Genomic DNA, 17,454 nt, shown 5'->3' on the forward strand with positions numbered 1-17,454 from the left:
GCGGCGAGACGACGGCAGAAGAAACGCCGTAATCTCGTCGCGCGCAGCGATCGTTCAGATTCCGAGAGTTAGCCCGACGGCAGTGATCGTGACCGTCAATTCCAGTGCAAATCCGAGAACATCACCGTTGAGGCCACCGAACCGGCGGACGCAATGACGCACGCAGACAACGCTGATCAGTAGCGCAACGGCGGCGACAAGTGGTCCGAGCCACCATCGGTCTGTCACCAGAACCGATGCGGCAAGCAGGGGAGCGGTCCAGGCGGCAGCCGCCCACCACGGCTGCGAATCGGCAACCAGCGCACCGAATCCGGTAGTGCTCGACGCCGGAATCCCTCGGCGGCAGGCAAAAACGACGGCAACTCGTCCCGCGGCGACGGCGACAACCACGCCTGCCCACTGGGTGGGAGAGTCTGCTGCAGCCAAAACGCCGAACGATACTGCTTGCAGCCCAAGGAATATGAACAGCGCGGCCACCCCGAACGGCCCCGCGCCGCCACTGTGCATGACCTCTCGTGCTCGCTCAGGGGGGCCGTAGCACCCCAAGCCGTCGACGGTGTCGGTGAGGCCGTCGACGTGCATGCCGCGGGTTCCCAGTGCGATCGCGCCCACTGTCAGTAGGCCCGCAAGATAGGGGTTGAGACCGATACCGGTCGCGCCCCACAAAATTGCGACGGCAAAGGCTCCGAGCGCGATCCCGGTGAGGGGCGCGGCCGCGATTGCGCGCCGACCAGCGGTGCGGTTGATGTCGGACGGACCGCGTACCGGCAGTATCGTCAGCCAGGAAAATGCCAGTGGCACACCGGAAAGCGCGCCGGCCACGGTCAGTCCGCCGTGTCTGTCTTGGTGAGCTCGACCGCCTCGGGTTCGGCGGCGGGCTTGCTGCCCTCGGTGCTCACGCCCGCTTCGCTGAACGTAGCCATCTTCGCGAGGATGGCCACCGCACCCTGCAGGATCGGCAGCGCTGTCACCGCGCCGGAGCCTTCGCCGAGTCGCATGTCGAATTCGACGATCGGGGTCAATCCCATGCGCGTCAAGGCAATAGTGTGTGCTGGTTCGGTGGAGCGGTGTCCGGCCACCCACCAGTCCCGGGCACCGAAAGCCAACTCGTCCGCAGCCATGGCCGCAGCGGTCACGACAACACCGTCGAGGATGACGGGAGTGCGACGCGACGCTGCCTGGGCGAGGAAGCCGGCCATCGCGGCAAGATCTGCGCCGGAAACCGTTCGTAGCAGTGCGACGGTATCGCGGACGTGCGGCCGGGCGCGGCGCAGTGCGTCGCGGATGGCTGCGGTCTTGCGGATCCAGCCTGCGTCGTCGATGCCGGTGCCGCGGCCGACTGCTGCGACGGGCTCTGTGTCTGTCAGTGCCGCGATCAGTACCGTGGCGGGCGTCGTGTTGCCGATACCCATGTCGCCGGCAATGAGAAGGTCTGCGCCCCCGTCGATTTCCTCGTCGGCAATAGCTCGGCCGGCTGCGATGGCCTGCAGAGTTTCCTCATGGGTGAGGGCGTCTTCGCGATCGATCGAACCGGAGGAACGGCGCACCTTGTAGTTCGAGACCGCAGGATCGGTATCCACTTCCACCGCGATGTCGACAACGCGCACGGTTGCGCCGGCAACCTCGGCGAGTACGTTCACCGCTGCGCCGCCGCCGAGGAAGTTGGCAACCATCTGCGCGGTAACTTCAGGTGGATAGGCAGATACGCCGTTGCGGGCGATGCCGTGGTCGCCCGCGAACACGACCACGCGGGGACGGGCGAAAGCATGTGGGGGACAAACACCTTGGCAGGCTGCAGCCCAGCCTGCCAGTGCTTCCAGCCGGCCAAGCGATCCGGCGGGCTTGGTGAGGTCGAGCTGGCGAGCATCGGCGAGAGCCCGAACGTCGCGATCCGGCGGAGTAACCGGCTCGAACTCCGCGTTACTGACAGCCGCGCTACTGACAGCCGCGCTACTGGTGGAGTTCGCTTCGGTGCTCACTTCGTGCCTTCCGGTTGTGCAACAGTAAATTTCACGCTGAGGGCTCTTTCAAGACGAGTGGTAGTCCTGCGACCACCAGCACAACACGATCGCACACCGCTGCGACGCGGGCATTGAGCGAGCCGATTTCGTCGCGGAACAACCGGCCCGATCGGGTTTCCGGAATCACGGCCAAACCAACTTCCGGGCTGACCAGGACCAGTGATCCGCGGTAGTCGCGCACACTCTCGATCAGCGCATCGACCGCGGGCGTGATGGTGCCGCGCGGTGCATCCCAGGCGCCGCGTCGATCGAACTCGCCGGTCAGCCAGGTACCAAGATCATCGACCAGGGTATCCGTCGAATTGTCGTTGCGGAGCGCGCGCTCGAGATCGCCATCAGCCGCAGTTTCGACGGTCGACCAGTGCGCCGGTCGCCGGACGCGGTGCTGGTCGATGCGGCTTTCCCAGTCGATGTCGGTGTGGTCGCGCCGGGCTGTGGCGACGTAGCGAACCGGCGATCCGGGAGAAAACAAAGCCTCGGCGTGCGCGGACTTACCAGACCGCGCGCCGCCGAGGACCAGAGTTCTGACAGGGTTCGACACGCTCAGATTGCGTCGCCGGGTCCCACGCGAGGCTTCGGTGCGCGAAGTTTGCGGATCTGCGACGCGCGGACAAACGCGTACCAGCCGAGCTTGAACCCTCCGTCGGTGCTCTCGGGGAAGCGCTCCGCGACGCGGTTGTTGATCATGCGTCCGAGCCAGATGCCTTCACCGACCATGAACAGCATCATCACGAGCATGGCGAGCGTGACAATCGCCTGCAGCTGCGGCGTCACGAACATCGTCATGATCAGGACGAGGGCCAGTGGCATGAACAGGCCGACGAGGTTGCGGCGGGCGTCGATGAAATCGCGAACGTACGCGCGGACGGGTCCCTTGTCGCGGGGGAGGAGGTACTTGTCCTCACCGGCGAGCATGCGCGCGCGACGGTCTGCCGACGATGCACGGCGCTCGGCAGCTTCGACTTTGCGCTCCTCCTTGGAGCCGCGTGTCGCTTTTCGGCGTGCGCGGGCTTCCTTGGACGTCAGCGGAGCGGGCGCGACCGGTCCGCGCTTCTTGGCTTCGGCGTCGCGACGCTTGGGTGTGGGGCGACCCTTGCCCACCTGCTCGGTGGACGCCTCGTCAGAGGCTGAGGACGCCTCAGTGACCTCGACGTCATTTTTGTCGGAGTTGTCTGAGTCACCGCGGCGTAGCAATTTCACCCCTCCAGGCTATTGGATAAGTGCGTCGTCTGGGAAACCGACCTCGGTATTTCTGCCGATTGTGAAACATCGGCGACACCGACCGCCCCTACACTTCGCCCATGCGGGTAATTGTTGCTCCTGACTCCTTCGGTGACACCTTGACTGCTACCGCCGCCGCACACGCGATTTCCGACGGTTGGGGACGGGCGCGATCCGGCGACGAGATCATCTGCGCACCACAGTCCGACGGTGGCCCCGGATTTCTCGATGCGCTGGCAGTTTCTGGTGGTGAGATCCGGAATGCGCATGTCTCGGGCCCACTGACCACTCCGGTTGATGCTCGTTGGCTCCTCGACTCGGACACCGCATACATCGAGTCCGCTCAGGCCTGTGGACTTGCCCTACTTGCGGGCCCGCCAACCAGGGAGAGTGCACTCGCGGCGCACAGCCGTGGTGTCGGAGACTTGATCGTCGAAGCCCTGGCCGCGGGTGCGACGAAGATCGTGGTCGGCCTCGGTGGGAGTTGTTGCACAGACGGTGGACGCGGGCTTGTCGACGCATTGGGCGGGGTGCAGTCTGCCCGCGCCGCACTCCGAGCCGTCGAACTGGTCGCTGCCACCGACGTCGAGAACCCACTATTGGGCGAGCTCGGCGCGGCCGGGGTATTCGGACCGCAAAAAGGAGCAGACGGCAGTGCTGTCGAGATCCTGGAACAACGGAACCGGGAGTGGGCGTCGACTCTGGGGAGTGGAGCCGGCCGATCCGTGGCGGAGCTGCCCGGTGCGGGTGCGGCCGGAGGAATCGGCGCCGCGCTCTTCGCTCTGGGCGGTGACCGCCGCTCCGGTGCGGAAGTGGTGGCGGAGCGGACACGTCAGGCGGAACTTCTCGAGTCCGCCGACCTGGTCATCACCGGCGAAGGAAAATTCGACAGTCAGTCACTGCGCGGAAAACTGGTCACCTCCCTCGCCGCCGCAAGTGCGTCGTACGGCGTCCCGACGCTTGTTCTGGCCGGTCAGGTCGAACTCTCGGCGTCCGACTACGAGAGGTTCGGGATAGTCGGCGCGGAATCCGTCACCGACTTCGCCGGATCGATCGAGGACGCCATGCGCGACGCATCGATCCACCTGCGCGGACTGGCCGAAGAGACAGCGCGCGAGTGGAGCATCTGGCGACGCGGGTGAACGCTGCCGAGGCGTCGTTGCCACCTGGTGAGGAAAGGTTAGGATGAAGACGAATCGCACACGGTAGTGAACTGGCGGGAATAAGTCGGCAGAGGCGTACCGTTGAAGCGTTCACGGGTTGGTATGAACATTAGGGAGAGCCCATGACTGTGCAGAACGAGACCGCCACCCACGGCGTCACGATGACCGAGTCCGCGTCCGCGAAGGCGAAGGCACTCTTCGATCAGGAAGGTCGCGACGACCTCGCACTGCGTATTGCAGTGCAGCCGGGCGGCTGTGCCGGACTGAAGTACCAGCTGTTCTTCGACGACCGGAGCCTCGACGGCGACCTCACCGTCAACTTCAACGGCGTCAACCTGGTTGTCGACCGGATGAGTGCCCCGTACGTCGAAGGTGCATCCATCGACTTCCTCGACACCATCGAGCAGCAGGGCTTCTCGATCGACAACCCCAACGCCACGGGCTCATGCGCCTGCGGCGACTCGTTCAACTGAGTCGAGTCGATCACAATTTCAGACATAACAACTGACGCGGAACCGGTAATCGGTTCCGCGTCAGTTGTATGAATTCTTCATTCAACGTCCACTCACTTTCGCTGAAAGGCCTCGATCCGTGACTATTGCGGTAACCGGTTCCATTGCCACCGACCATCTGATGCGTTTCCCCGGCCGCTTCGCGGATCAGCTGCTCGCCGACCAGCTTGCGCATATCTCGCTCAGCTTCCTGGTGGACGACCTCGTGATTCGTCGCGGTGGAGTCGGTGGAAACATCGCGTACGCGATGGGTGTTCTCGGTGGATCGCCGCTGCTGGTCGGCGCGGTGGGCGCCGACTTCGCCGAGTACCGCACCTGGCTCGAGGACAACGGCGTCGATTGCAGCGCGGTCCGGATCTCCGACAAGGCGCACACTGCGCGTTTTGTGTGCACCACGGACGAGGACATGGCCCAGATCGCCTCGTTCTACCCCGGAGCGATGAGCGAAGCCCGTGAAATCGATCTCGCGTCGGTAGCCAAGACGGCCGGTGCCCTCGATCTGGTTCTGATCGGTGCAAACGATCCCGAGGCCATGGTCCGCCACACCGACGAATGCCGCGAGCTCGGAATTCCGTTTGCCGCCGATCCGTCGCAGCAGCTTGCACGCCTGTCGGGAGAGGAAGCCAAGGCACTCATCCACGGTGCCAAGTATCTCTTCACCAACGAATACGAGTGGGGACTCCTCCAGCAGAAGACGGGCCTGAGCGAGGAGGAGATTCGCGCACAGGTGGGTATCCGCGTCACGACGCTCGGCTCGAAGGGTGTCGAAATCGTTGACGCCGAGGGCAATTGGGTACGCGTCGACGTGGTGCCCGAAACCGGCAAGGTTGATCCGACTGGTGTCGGCGACGCCTTCCGTGCAGGTTTCCTGCTTGCCCACGGCGCGGGTCTGAGCTTCGAGCGCGCCGCGCAGTTGGGTTCACTCGTGGCTGTGCTGGTCCTCGAGACCGTCGGAACGCAGGAGTGGGTCTTCAATCGCGACGAGGCGCTCAAGCGTCTCACCGACGCCTACGGCAGCGCCGCCGCAGACGAGATCGCAACGATTCTTCCCTAGGGGGCTACGCCCCCTGTGCGCCTTTCTGGTAGTGCGAACTACCAGAAAGGCGCACAGGGCCGAAGGCCCTAGATGTTGACCGGGTACACCGGTTCCTGGATCTGCGGAACAATCCGCTTCTCCACGAAGATTCCGTGCCACACCATGAAGGTCAGCACGGTCCACAGACGACGGCTGTGATCGGAAACGCCGTCGCGGTGGTCGTTGAGCATCTTCACGACCGCTGCCTTGTCGAAGATGTGATCGGTGCCGGACTCGGCAATCTGCAGATGTGCCCAGTCGAACAGTTCGGTTCCGCGCAGCCAGTGGCGCAGCGGTACGGGGAATCCGAGCTTCGCGCGATGCAGAACATGATGCGGCACAATGCCTTCGAGGGCCTGACGCAGCGCGTACTTCGTGGTGTCCTTGGTGATCTTCTGATCCAACGGCACCCGCGACGCGACGTCGAACACCTCGTTGTCGAGGAACGGCACTCGCAGTTCGAGTGAGTTCGCCATCGTGACCTTGTCAGCCTTGACGAGGATGTCGCCGCGAAGCCAGGTGAACAGGTCCAGGTGCTGCATACGGGCAACCGGATCCCAATCGCGAGACTGCGCGTAGATCGGCGCTGTGACGTCCTGATGCGTCCACTCCGGGCGGAAATCGCGCAGAACGGCGCGCAACTGGGCGTCGTTGAAGCTGCGCGCGTTGCCGTAGTACCGCTCTTCGAGGGTCAGCGAACCGCGGTTGAGCAGGCTCTTGCCGCGCGTGCCATCCGGGATTCGCTCGGACAACTTGCCGGCCGCCCGGCGCAACCCCTTGGGGAGGTACTCGAAAGGCTTCAGCGACAACGGTTCACGGTAGATCGTGTATCCGCCGAACAGTTCGTCCGCGCCCTCGCCGGACAGTACGACCTTGACGTGCTTGCGCGCTTCCTTCGCGATGAACCACAGGGGGATCAACGCGGGGTCCGCGACGGGGTCGTCGAGATACCAGACGATTTCGGGGATCGCGGCAGCGAACTCGGCGGGGGAGACCACCTTCACGATGTGCTTCGCGCCGATCGCGGCGGCCGACTCGGCCGCCACGTCGACCTCCGAGTAGCCCTCGCGCTCGAAACCGGTGGTGAAGGTTATGAGGTTCGGGTTGTGGCGCATGGCCAGCGCGGCGATCGCGGTGGAGTCGATACCGCCGGACAGGAACGAACCGACGGTCACGTCGGCACGCATGTGCTTGGCGACGGAGTCCTCGAGCGCCTCGGCGATTTCCTGGTAGCGAGCCTTCTCCGTGCCCGGCGCAAACGGCTTGGCCGGGAACTTGGGCGTGAAGTATCGCGTGATCTGCGGCTGCTCACCCGGACGCACCCGCGCGAAACTGCCGGATTCGAGCCGACGAATCTCCTTGTGCAGCGTTTCCGGCTCCGGAACGTACTGCAGGACCGTGTAGTGCTCGATCGCACGCGGATCCAATTCGGTGCCGATTCCGATCAGATCGGTCAACTCGAGCAGGCTCTTCTTCTCACTGCCGAACGCCGTGCCGCCGGTGCCTGTCGCGATGAACAGCGGCTTGATGCCGAAGGGGTCGCGAGCGATGAACAGCTCGCGCGTATCGGTATCCCAGATCGCGAATGCAAACATTCCGCGAAGGCGTCGTACCGCGTCCTCGCCCCAGTAGTGGAACGCGGCGACGATGGCTTCGGAGTCGCCTTCGGTGAAGAACTTCGCGTCGTGATCCCTCGCGAGCTCCGCGCGGATCTCGAGGTAGTTGTAGATCTCACCGTTGAACGTCAGGGCATAACGCTCCGGATTCTCCGGCGGGCCCCAGCGCAGCGGCTGATGCGAGTGCGCGATGTCGATGATCGACAACCGATTGAAACCGAACACGAGATGGTCGTCGTGCCACGTCCCCTGTTCGTCGGGTCCGCGGTGACGCAGGCAGTGCAGTGCCTGGTCGACCTGTGCGACGGCGTCGTCGCTGGTTCCGCCAGATGTCAGTAGCCCGAGCAGTCCACACACAGCGTCCGGTTCCTCGATTCAGAATTTTTTATTGCAGAAGGCTCCCGGACGTAAGCATCGGGGAGAGGTCAACGAACTCTTCCTGGAAAGTATGCCGCAGATCCGTCTCTGCGCCGATCACAGACGAACGAATCGCAGTGATGTAGGTCGCTGACGATGCCTGACCTGTTCCTGAGCTGCGCCTGAGAGATTTGTGTGACGTCCGACGCGACACGGTGAAGGACCCGGGGATGGATACCGCCCACCTTTGGTCTACGCTGCGTAGTAATTGGGCCTTCCATTCGAGGTGCCCTAGTTGAATTTTGCGGCGATCAGGAAGGCGTGAACGTGGCGCAAGGTCGGATCCTTCGGCGAGCTGGGCTGGCAGTATCTTTGGGCATTGCTGCCTTGCTGCTGTCGGGTTGCTCCATCGACAATGAAGTGCTTCGTTTCGGGTGGCCCTCGGGCATCACTCCTGAAGCGACGCGCATGCGAGAACTGTGGACGTGGTCGGTTGTCGCCGCCCTCTTCATGGGTGTGCTGGTGTGGGGACTGGTCTTCTGGGCAGTTATCTTCCACCGTAAGAAGAAGGACTCACCGGAGTTCCCGCGTCAGACGGCATACAACGTGCCGCTCGAACTCGGTTACACGGCAGTTCCGTTTGTGATCATCGCGGTTCTGTTCTACTTCACCGTTGTCGTCCAGAACCATGTTCTCGAGCGCACGGAGAACCCGGACGTCGTCGTCGACGTCACTGCGTTCCAGTGGAACTGGAAGTTCGGTTACCGCTCCATCGAGTTCGGTGACGGTACCGCCAAGTACAACGGCATCGATCTCGAAGCCGAAGAGGCAGCCAAGGCCGAGGGCGCGACTGTCGACGCCCACGGCGAAGAGGTTCCCGGCCCGATCCACGGAAACAGCGTCCAGGATCTGAGCTACCTGCACTACGACAAGATCGAGACCGTCGGAACCAGCTCCGAGATCCCGATTCTCGTTCTTCCGACCGGTAAGCGCATCCAGTTCGAACTGGCCTCCTCCGACGTGATTCACGCGTTCTGGGTTCCCGAGTTCCTGTTCAAGCGCGACGTGATGCCGAACCCCAAGGAAAACCACTCCGACAACATCTTCCAGATCAGTGAGATCGAGAAGGAAGGCGCATTTGTCGGGCGCTGCGCCGAAATGTGCGGCACGTTCCACGCGATGATGAACTTCGAGGTCCGTGCGGTTTCGCCCGAGGACTTCGCCAAGTACATCGAACTGCGCAAGGGTGACGATCAGGGCAACGGCGGTCTGAGCACCGCTGAGGCATTGTCGGCAATCGGTCAGTCGCCGGTGGCTACGTCGACCACGCCGTTCAACACCGACCGCGAGTACCGTCAGGCAACAGTCGCCACCGCAGGCAACTGAGCCGGCCAGCCTCCTCACTGAACAAGGACAAGTGCTGATATGAAGATCGAAGCCAAGCTCTTCGAGATCCTGACGCTGTTTTTCATCCTCGTCGCGATCATCTACGGTGTGTTCACCGCTCTGTCCCGTACGGGAATCGAGTGGGCCGGACTCACGGCCATCGTTCTGTCTGCGGGCCTGACGCTCATCGTCGGAACCTACTTCCGCTTTGTCGCCCGTCGTCTGGACACTCGTCCCGAGGACTACGACGACGCTGAAATCTCGGATGGTTCAGGCGAGTTGGGCTTCTTCAGCCCCGGTAGCTTCTGGCCAATGCTGCTGGCTGCTTCGGCTGCCATTGCCGCGGTGTCACTGGCGTACTTCCAGCCCTGGATGATCGTGGTTGGAGTTGTCCTCATCATCGCGACCGCAGCCGGTCTGGTGTTCGAGTACCACGTCGGACCTGAGAAGCACTAGCACAAACGCTCTCGACAAAGAGGCGCCGAACCCTTCGCGGGGTTCGGCGCCTCTTGCGTTGGGGCGGGGGAGCGCAAAAGACCGCGTCGTCCTCTGCGACACTCGACACATGATCCTCGAACATGCACTGCTCCACGTTGATCCGGCTCTGTCCGAAGAATTCGAGAAGGCGTTCGGAACAGCAAAGTCCATCATCTCCGCGGTGCCCGGCTTTATCCGTCTGCATCTCTCGCACTGCATGGAATCGCCGCAGCAGTACCTACTGCTCGTGGAGTGGGAGAGCCTCGAAGCGCACACGGTGGGCTTCCGGCAGTCCGACGGCTACCAGCGGTGGCGCGAGCTTCTCCATCACTTCTACGACCCTTTCCCGGTTGTCGAGCACTACGAGACGGTGGTCGAGGAAGGGTCCCCGACATGAACCGAACTACCGAACTGGCAGAATTCCTCGACATCGCCTTACGTGGTCGGATCGAGAGCGTCGCCGAGCTTGCCGAAGTGACGGGCGGTTCGATGGATACGACCGAAAAGACAGTGGCGCGGCTCGAAGAGTTCGGATTCCTTTCTGTCGCAGACGGCGTCATCACCTACCGACGCCCCGACGCCACCGTCGCCGATGTCACGCAGCACATCCTGGCCGGTGTGGCGCACGACCTCGAGTCCGGTATTGCCAGGACACAAGGGATACTCCAATCGCTTCCCAAGTTGTTGCAGGCCTGGGAGCACGGTGACTCCGATGTCCACGGTCTGCCCATCGACGTGATGCACGGGCCGTTTGCCGCCCCGGACATGTACAAAATTCAGGCTTCACGTTCGAAGCCCGTCGCGTCGTACGCATGTATGCCTGACACAGTGCCTCTGTACACGGTGCTGGCCGAGAAGAAGCCGGGCTCGTACTGGGAGGAAAACGGTGGTCCCAACCACGACATCCGTCTGATCGTCAGCACAGTCGACGCGAACACCGAGTTGGGGCGCAATCAGATCACGCATGAAATCAACGCAGGCTCCCAAGTTCGGATGCACCCGAATCCACCGAGTTTCTTCTGGATACTCGATCACACGAGTGTCGGAATCCCCTTCACTTGGGGAGAAGCGTGGCCGAGCAGCATGATGTCCATCCAGTCCCCGACACTGGCGGGCATCATGACTTGGATCTACCACCGGGTGTGGGAGGAAGCAGTACCGGTCGCTGACCACGGTCATTCGTGGGAGAACCCGTGGGATCCGATATTGAAACTGATGAATTCAGGCTTGACGATGGAATCCGCATCAATTGCCCTGGGATTGACTCCTAGGACGGGCAGGCGTCGGGTCGCCGACGCCATGCGTCATTACGGTGTGTCCAGTCAATTCTCACTCGGCGCTGCCTGGAGTGCCTCGCGCGGACACTAGCGCACGAAAAAGACACGGTCGCCGCAACCTCTCTTTCGAGAGTGTTGCGGCGACCGCGTCTTATTCGTGTTGCTGCTGACGATCTAGTGGAGTTCTCCAGTGGAATCGTCGGCCTTGCCGTTGCCACTGCCATTGCCGTGGATGCGGTTCTGGTAGTCGAGCAGAATCTGAAGCTGCTCATGCTCACCGGCATGCTGTGCGGCTTCGAGAGCTGCGCTCTCCTCCACCGGGTCTGCCTTGGTGAGGCTGCCGGTGCCGGGCTTGCCGGCCAGGCCGAGCTTGTTCATCTTCTTCGGAACAGCTGCACCCTGGTACTCGAGGGGGATCGGGTGACCGTGATCGTCGACGGGTCCGAGCGGCTGGTGGATTTCGATGTACTGGCCGTTCGGCATCCGCTTGATGATGCCGGTTTCGATACCGTGCTCGAGCACTGCACGGTCACTGCGCTGCAAGCCGATGCAGAAGCGGTACGTCACGAAGTACGCGAGCGGCGGAAGCACGATCATGCCGATGCGGCCGATCCACGTCATTGCGTTCAACGAGATATGCAGGTGGTACGCGATGATGTCGTTGATGCACGAGATCGTCAGGACCGCGTAGAACGCGATAGCCATTGCACCGATTGCGGTACGAACCGGAACGTCGCGGGGACGCTGCAGGATGTTGTGGTGAGCGTCGTCTCCGGTGAGGCGCTTCTCGATCCACGGGTACGCGAACAGCATGGCGAAGACGAGGCCCATGATCAGGGCGACGGCAAACACTGCGGGGATCGTGTACCGGTCGAACAGGTAGATCTCCCAGGCGGGCCACAGTCGTGCGAGTCCGTCCGTCCACATCATGTAAATGTCAGGCTGAGAACCAGCGGAGACCTGAGATGGGTTGTACGGACCGATGTTCCACACGGGGTTGATCTGGAACAGACCACCGAGCAGTGCAAGCACGCCGAACGTGATGGCGAAGAATGCGCCACCCTTCATGGCGAAGACCGGAAGAATGCGAACGCCGACGACGTTCTCTTCGGTACGGCCGGGGCCGGGGAACTGCGTGTGCTTCTGGTACCAGACCAGCGCGAGGTGGCCGGCGATCAGCGCGAGGATGATGCCAGGGAAGAGCAACACGTGAGCGACGTAGAGACGCGGGATGATGAGGTCGCCGGGGAAGTCACCGTCGAAGATCATCCAGTGCATCCAGGTGCCTACCACCGGGATACTCATCGTGATACCACCGAACGCGGCGCGGAGGCCGGTGCCGGAGAGCAGGTCGTCAGGAATGGTGTAACCGAAGAAGCCTTCGAACATCGCCAGGACCAGCAGCAAGCAGCCGATGACCCAGTTAGCTTCACGCGGGCGTCGGAACGCACCGGTGAAGAAGATACGTGCGAGGTGCACGATGATCGACGCGGCGAACATCAATGCGGCCCAGTGGTGAATCTGGCGTACGAAGAGACCGCCGCGAACCTCGAACGAGATGTTCAGGGTGGTCTCGTATGCGCGTGACATCGTCACACCACGAAGCGGCTGGTATGCGCCCTGGTAGGTGACGTGCGCCATCGACGGATCGAAGAACAGCGTCAGGAACACACCCGAGATGAGCAGGATCAGGAAGCTGTACAGCGCGATCTCGCCGAGCATGAAGGACCAGTGCGTCGGGAAGACCTTGTTGATCTGACGACGCATACCCGCTGCGAGGTGGTAGCGCGAGTCCATCGCCTCCGCTTGACCTGCTGCAGCAGCGGCGATCTTTGTCGGTTTTGTGGTGGTTGTGGTCACGGTCGACGCTCCCAAAATGCCGGGCCGAGTGCTTCGATGAAGTCACCGTCGGCGACTAGGAAGCCCTCTTCGTTCACTGTAATAGGCAACTGCGGAAGTGCGCGAGCAGCGGGACCGAAAATCGGCTTGCCGTACTGCAGTGCATCGAACTGCGACTGGTGGCAGGGGCAGAGAATACGGTTGCTCTGCTGTTCGTAGAGCGAGGTGGGGCAACCAAGGTGCGTGCAGATCTTCGAGTAGGCGAAGTAATCGCCGTAGTTGAAGCTCTCCTGGCCCTTGCGCTTGGTGACCCGCTCGGTGTCTTCCGTACGCAGACGGATGAGCATGACCGAGTTGCGGATGCCGCGCAGCGCAGCGAGCAACGCGTGCTCGTCACCACGATCGGATTCACGGAACGGGAAGACCGTTTCCATGGAGCCGGCGTCGAGGTCCTCCGGGCGGACGAGAACGATGTCCTCGGGGCGTCCGGTGTCACGACGAAGGTAGATGGTCTCGCCGGGGTAGTTCGGGGTCCAGCCGGACACCCAGAGCGGAGATTCGTCGCCCTTGGCCCACGGGTTCTTGATGAGGCCGCCAAGAGGCATGATCATCATGACGCCGAGTGCGCCACCACCGAACATCAAGCTGCGCTTGATGGCCTTGCGGCGGGGGAAGGTGGACGTCTCCAACGTGTCACTGAGTTCGGCGACGATCGTCCGGCGGTCAACCTCAGCGGATCCACCGTCGTGGCGGTCCTGGATGGACACCTCTTCGGGGATGAACTTCTTGGTGAACTGGACCGCACCGATTCCGACACCGAGGATCGCGAGACCCATGGTCAGACCGATCAACGGTGTGTACAGGCTGTACTTGCCGTAGTTCTCGTCACCGGCGCCGGCGTACTGCCAGGGCCAGAACAAGTAGATCGCGATGAATGCGATCGCCGAGACGCCGGCGAGGCCGAACCAGAACGCAACATTCCGCTCGGCGCGCTTCTCTGCCTTGGTGCCTTCGACGGCCCAGCGGTCGCGACGGTAGACAACGTCGACGCCGTCGAGATTGGTGCCCAGGGTGACCAACTCGTCGCGAGTCATCGCTTCGAGTTCCTCATCCGTGTACTTCTTTGGCGTATCGCCGCCCTGCTGGCCAGCGTCGCTCATGACCTTGCTCCGATCCACAATGCTGCACCAACGACAGCGACGATTCCGGCGGCCCACATGAAGAGACCTTCAGAGGCCGGACCGATGCCGCCGAGACCGTAACCACCGGGGTTCTTGGCCTCTCCGGACGACTTCACGTAGGCGATGATGTCTTTCTTTTCCTCGATCGAGAGCTGACGATCGGAGAACTTCGGCATGTTCTGGGGGCCGGTGACCATAGCGGCATAGATCTGCTGCTCGTTGGCGGGGTCCAGGACCGGTGCGTACTTGCCCGAGGACAGTGCGCCACCGCGGCCGGTGAAGTTATGGCAAGACGCGCAGTTCAGGCGGAAGAGTTCGCTGCCTCGGCCGATGTCGCCACCGCGAAGCGAGGACTGAGCGATTTCGCCGTTCTCGTCACGAATGAGCGTCGGGCCGCCACCGTTGGCCTGGATGAAAGCACCCAGGGCATCGGTCTGTGCAGCGTCGAACTTGGGGTCCTTGCGCTGAGCCTGTGCCTCGTTGCGTGCTGCAGGCATACGACCGGTCGAAACCTGGAAGTACACTGCCGCCTCGCCGACACCGATCAGGCTGGGACCGCGGTCCGCGACACCCTGAAGGTTGGCTCCGTGGCACGTGATGCACGACGTGTCGTACAACTGCTTGCCTTCACGGATAAGCGCGGCTGAATCGTCGCTTGCAGTAGCGACCTGCGGAGCGGGTGTCAGTGCCGAGGCGAGGAAACCTGCGCTGATCAATCCCATCATCAGTACGAGCGCTCCGGTGACACGCCGGCGGATCTTCCGCTGGCGACGCGTCTTCGCGGCGGTCGCTGTTGTATCGGATGTGGGAGGGGGGGATGAACTCATCTGTATCCCTTTGGTATGTCGGGACGGACTGGACGTCAGGGGCTGCCTGTGGCGTTCAGCTGATTAACGGATGAAATAAATCGTTGCGAACAGCGCGATCCACACGATGTCAACGAAGTGCCAGTAATACGAAACGACGATCGCTGCGGTTGCCTGAGCCGGCGTGAACTTGCTGACTCGGGTGCGTGCGATCAAGAAAACGAAGGCGATGAGACCGCCGATGACGTGCATGCCGTGGAAACCGGTGGTCATGTAGAACACCGAGCCGTAGACACTGCTGGCGATTGTGGTGCCCTCATGCACGAGGTGGTAGTACTCGTAGCCCTGGCCGGCGACGAAGAACGCCCCCATGACCAAAGTAATGGTGTACCAACGTCGAAGTCCGAAGACGTCGCCCCGCTCGGCCGCGAACACGCCCATCTGGCAGGTGAATGAGGATGCGATCAGCACCAACGTCACCGGTACAGCCAAATAAAGGTTCAATTCGGTAGGCTCCGGCGGCCAATTGCCCTCCGGTGCCTGCGCCCGTGCCACGAAGTACATGGCGAAGAGCCCTGCGAAAAACATGAGCTCACTGGACAACCACACGATGGTGCCAACGCTGACCATATTCGGCCGGTTCAGCGAGTGCACGCGTTGGGTGATTGCCGATCCTGAAGTCCCTACTGCGCTCGTCACAGACAGAAGTATGACGCTTCGTCGTAAGAGACGGCCACTCGGGTCCGTCATCGGCGCGTCGTAAGGCTCGAGTTCGCGATTTCGGTCGGCGTACGCGCAGGTGGCGACACTTTGAATATGCTGACGCGATGGCAGCTACACACCAGAGTAGACGTTGGTACCTGAGAATTTTCAGCAGAAAAGTTTCGCCTCCGTTGGATCCGTCGAGAGCCGACCTCGAGATCGTCGCCGAAGGTTTCGACGACGTGGAATCGTGCTCGACCGCTTTGGAGCGCGGGGCCTCCGCGCCGCCTCGTTGGCGACCGGATTCGGAGGCAGTGCTGCGCCACCATCTCGACCTTCCGGAGGCGTCACTCGGAGAGGCCGAGTCGATCGTCGCTCAGGACGGATATCGGCGCTCGGTGACAGCCGCGGATAGCGCGTCGAGCGATGGCAACGGTGTGGTTCGGGTGGTGTTCGAACGCGTCCAGCTTCTGGACGCGCTGCACTGCTCGCAGGAGCGATCGCGGATGGCAGGTTTGGCTCAACGGTTGGGTGGGTCCGTCGCGGGATGGGACGCGCTGCAGCCGGGGGATGCGGCGCAGTCAGGCCCGGGCAAGGGCCGACGATCAGTGTGAGCGGACCGATTCGCGACTGCCGCACGGTGACTGACTACGCTACGTATGTCAGATACATCGCGATTTGATTCGACTGAACATTTCGACTGAACATAGGGGACCGAAGTAGATGGCCGGCACCGACGCAACCAACGCTGTGAACTCCGATTCGAGCGGTGTCGTGCGGTCCTGGCCGATGATTCTCGGTCAGCTCACCGATGGTTCCGATTTGTCGAGCGACGATTCCCGTTGGGCGATGAGCGAAATCATGTCCGACAACGCAAGTTCGGCGCAGATCGCCGCCTTTGGTGTCGGGTTGAAGATGAAGGGCGAGACACCCGCAGAGTTGCAGGGCCTTGCCGACGCGATGCTCGAACACGCTAAAGCGGTGCCGGTCGATTCCGATGTGGTCGACATCGTCGGAACCGGCGGCGACCGCTCCAACACCGTCAACATCTCGACCATGGCTTCGATTGTGGTGGCCGCCTCGGGAATTCGAGTGGTCAAGCACGGCAACCGGGCAGCATCGTCGAAGAGTGGCGGCGCCGATGTGCTCGAAGCACTGGGTGTTCGGATCAATCTGGGCCCGGAAGACGTGGCTCGGTGCGTAGACGAGGTCGGAATCGGTTTCTGCTTTGCGCCCGTATTTCACCCGGCCCTGCGATTTGCGGCAGTGCCACGGAAGGAAATCGGCATCCCGACGGCCTTCAACGTGCTCGGTCCCTTGACCAATCCAGCTCGGCCACGTGCCGGATTGATCGGGTGTGCCTTCCCGAAGCTGATCTCCGTTGTTGCGGGAGTTCTTGCGCAGCGCGGTAATTCGGCATTGGTCGTTCGCGGCGACGACGGACTCGACGAACTGACGACATCCACGACGTCGACGGTGTACATCGTTGCCGACGGAGCGGTTCGAACCGTCACACTGGATCCGCGAGATCTGGGCATCGCTCGGGTACCACTGGACGAATTGCGAGGCGGCGCCGCGGACGTGAACGCTCAGGTCGCGCGCACCCTGCTGTCCGGTCAGCCTGGCCCCGTCCGGGACGCGGTGCTACTCAACGCGGGCGCGGCGATCGCGGCCTTCAACGGAGTCGGTGACGACCTGGAAGGTGCGATTGCCGCGGGAATGGCCTCGGCCGCTGTCGCAATCGACAGCGGCGCAGCTGCGGAACTGCTGCGGAGGTGGGCGTCGCTCACCACCGCGCTGACCGAAGGCGCTTGACCGAGG

18 protein-coding genes are annotated in these 17,454 nt (G+C 62.5%); 9 read left to right on the top strand and 9 right to left on the bottom strand.

The annotated features are described in order from the left end of the window. Window positions 1-54 precede the first annotated feature (54 nt). The 4 genes from FEZ60_RS11210 to FEZ60_RS11225 are packed head-to-tail and all read right to left on the bottom strand — an operon-like array spanning window position 55 to window position 3,221. Entirely contained in the window at window positions 55-822 is a 768-nt protein-coding gene (locus FEZ60_RS11210) for an adenosylcobinamide-GDP ribazoletransferase (protein ID WP_172936117.1), read from the bottom strand. A gap of 2 nt (window positions 823-824) precedes the next feature. After that, entirely contained in the window at window positions 825-1,979 is a 1,155-nt protein-coding gene (gene cobT, locus FEZ60_RS11215) for a nicotinate-nucleotide--dimethylbenzimidazole phosphoribosyltransferase (RefSeq protein WP_045070332.1), read from the bottom strand. A 31-nt stretch (window positions 1,980-2,010) separates the two neighbouring features. After that, a complete protein-coding gene (gene cobU / locus FEZ60_RS11220; RefSeq protein ID WP_346343346.1) occupies window positions 2,011-2,562 on the bottom strand; it encodes a bifunctional adenosylcobinamide kinase/adenosylcobinamide-phosphate guanylyltransferase in 552 nt (183 codons plus the stop codon). A gap of 2 nt (window positions 2,563-2,564) precedes the next feature. Next, on the bottom strand, window positions 2,565-3,221 hold the full coding sequence (locus tag FEZ60_RS11225; protein ID WP_045070330.1) for a DUF3043 domain-containing protein: 657 nt from the start codon (window positions 3,219-3,221) through the stop codon (window positions 2,565-2,567). 101 nt (window positions 3,222-3,322) lie between these two features. Here FEZ60_RS11225 and FEZ60_RS11230 point away from each other — a divergent pair, with 101 nt between their 5' ends. The 3 genes from FEZ60_RS11230 (at window position 3,323) to FEZ60_RS11240 (ending at window position 5,971) form a co-directional block, all read left to right on the top strand. Then, the gene (locus tag FEZ60_RS11230) at window positions 3,323-4,384 is read left to right on the top strand and encodes a glycerate kinase (RefSeq protein ID WP_172936118.1); all 1,062 of its coding nucleotides are present in this window, start codon (window positions 3,323-3,325) and stop codon (window positions 4,382-4,384) included. Window positions 4,385-4,527: 143 nt separating this feature from the next. Further along, complete coding sequence (locus tag FEZ60_RS11235; RefSeq protein ID WP_033231036.1) at window positions 4,528-4,878, top strand: iron-sulfur cluster assembly accessory protein; 351 nt, start codon at window positions 4,528-4,530, stop codon at window positions 4,876-4,878. Between the two features lie 118 nt (window positions 4,879-4,996). Beyond that, window positions 4,997-5,971 carry a carbohydrate kinase family protein gene (locus FEZ60_RS11240; RefSeq protein WP_033231035.1) on the top strand — a complete coding sequence of 325 codons (975 nt, stop codon included), beginning with the start codon at window positions 4,997-4,999 and terminating at the stop codon, window positions 5,969-5,971. Window positions 5,972-6,039: 68 nt separating this feature from the next. On the opposite strand, the gene asnB is transcribed toward FEZ60_RS11240, so the two are convergent. Next, window positions 6,040-7,965 (bottom strand): asparagine synthase (glutamine-hydrolyzing), encoded by a 1,926-nt coding sequence (asnB, locus tag FEZ60_RS11245; RefSeq protein WP_172936119.1) that lies wholly within the window; start codon window positions 7,963-7,965, stop codon window positions 6,040-6,042. 321 nt (window positions 7,966-8,286) lie between these two features. Here asnB and FEZ60_RS11250 point away from each other — a divergent pair, with 321 nt between their 5' ends. The 4 genes from FEZ60_RS11250 (at window position 8,287) to FEZ60_RS11265 (ending at window position 11,196) form a co-directional block, all read left to right on the top strand. Beyond that, complete coding sequence (locus tag FEZ60_RS11250) at window positions 8,287-9,351, top strand: cytochrome c oxidase subunit II (protein WP_033231033.1); 1,065 nt, start codon at window positions 8,287-8,289, stop codon at window positions 9,349-9,351. A 39-nt stretch (window positions 9,352-9,390) separates the two neighbouring features. Next, window positions 9,391-9,807 (top strand): cytochrome c oxidase subunit 4, encoded by a 417-nt coding sequence (locus FEZ60_RS11255; RefSeq protein ID WP_033231032.1) that lies wholly within the window; start codon window positions 9,391-9,393, stop codon window positions 9,805-9,807. Between the two features lie 109 nt (window positions 9,808-9,916). After that, window positions 9,917-10,225, top strand: a complete 309-nt coding sequence (locus FEZ60_RS11260; RefSeq protein ID WP_172936120.1) for an antibiotic biosynthesis monooxygenase — start codon at window positions 9,917-9,919, stop codon at window positions 10,223-10,225. Further along, a complete protein-coding gene (locus FEZ60_RS11265) occupies window positions 10,222-11,196 on the top strand; it encodes a hypothetical protein (RefSeq protein ID WP_033231030.1) in 975 nt (324 codons plus the stop codon). Before FEZ60_RS11260 ends, FEZ60_RS11265 begins: the two co-directional genes overlap by 4 nt. Before the next feature lie 83 nt (window positions 11,197-11,279). Here FEZ60_RS11265 and FEZ60_RS11270 read toward each other — a convergent pair whose 3' ends face one another. The 4 genes from FEZ60_RS11270 to FEZ60_RS11285 all read right to left on the bottom strand — a co-directional run bounded on the left by FEZ60_RS11270 (window position 11,280) and on the right by FEZ60_RS11285 (window position 15,630). Next, complete coding sequence (locus tag FEZ60_RS11270; protein WP_204369004.1) at window positions 11,280-12,902, bottom strand: cytochrome bc complex cytochrome b subunit; 1,623 nt, start codon at window positions 12,900-12,902, stop codon at window positions 11,280-11,282. A gap of 59 nt (window positions 12,903-12,961) precedes the next feature. Beyond that, window positions 12,962-14,104: a ubiquinol-cytochrome c reductase iron-sulfur subunit gene (locus tag FEZ60_RS11275; RefSeq protein ID WP_033231028.1), complete on the bottom strand. Its 1,143-nt coding sequence runs from the start codon at window positions 14,102-14,104 to the stop codon at window positions 12,962-12,964. Next, window positions 14,101-14,952: a cytochrome c gene (locus tag FEZ60_RS11280; protein WP_080711563.1), complete on the bottom strand. Its 852-nt coding sequence runs from the start codon at window positions 14,950-14,952 to the stop codon at window positions 14,101-14,103. The genes FEZ60_RS11275 and FEZ60_RS11280 overlap by 4 nt, the downstream gene beginning before the upstream one ends. Before the next feature lie 63 nt (window positions 14,953-15,015). Further along, entirely contained in the window at window positions 15,016-15,630 is a 615-nt protein-coding gene (locus tag FEZ60_RS11285; RefSeq protein ID WP_033231027.1) for a heme-copper oxidase subunit III, read from the bottom strand. Between the two features lie 167 nt (window positions 15,631-15,797). On the opposite strand from FEZ60_RS11285, the gene FEZ60_RS11290 reads away from it, so the two are divergent. Both FEZ60_RS11290 and trpD read left to right on the top strand, forming a co-directional pair. Further along, window positions 15,798-16,247: a hypothetical protein gene (locus tag FEZ60_RS11290; protein WP_116101966.1), complete on the top strand. Its 450-nt coding sequence runs from the start codon at window positions 15,798-15,800 to the stop codon at window positions 16,245-16,247. A gap of 109 nt (window positions 16,248-16,356) precedes the next feature. Continuing rightward, complete coding sequence (gene trpD, locus FEZ60_RS11295) at window positions 16,357-17,448, top strand: anthranilate phosphoribosyltransferase (protein ID WP_172936121.1); 1,092 nt, start codon at window positions 16,357-16,359, stop codon at window positions 17,446-17,448. Window positions 17,449-17,454: the final 6 nt, after the last annotated feature.

The sequence above is a fragment of the Rhodococcus sp. MS16 genome, assembly GCF_013277795.1.
GTDB classification, from domain to species: Bacteria; Actinomycetota; Actinomycetes; order Mycobacteriales; family Mycobacteriaceae; genus Rhodococcus_F; species Rhodococcus_F globerula.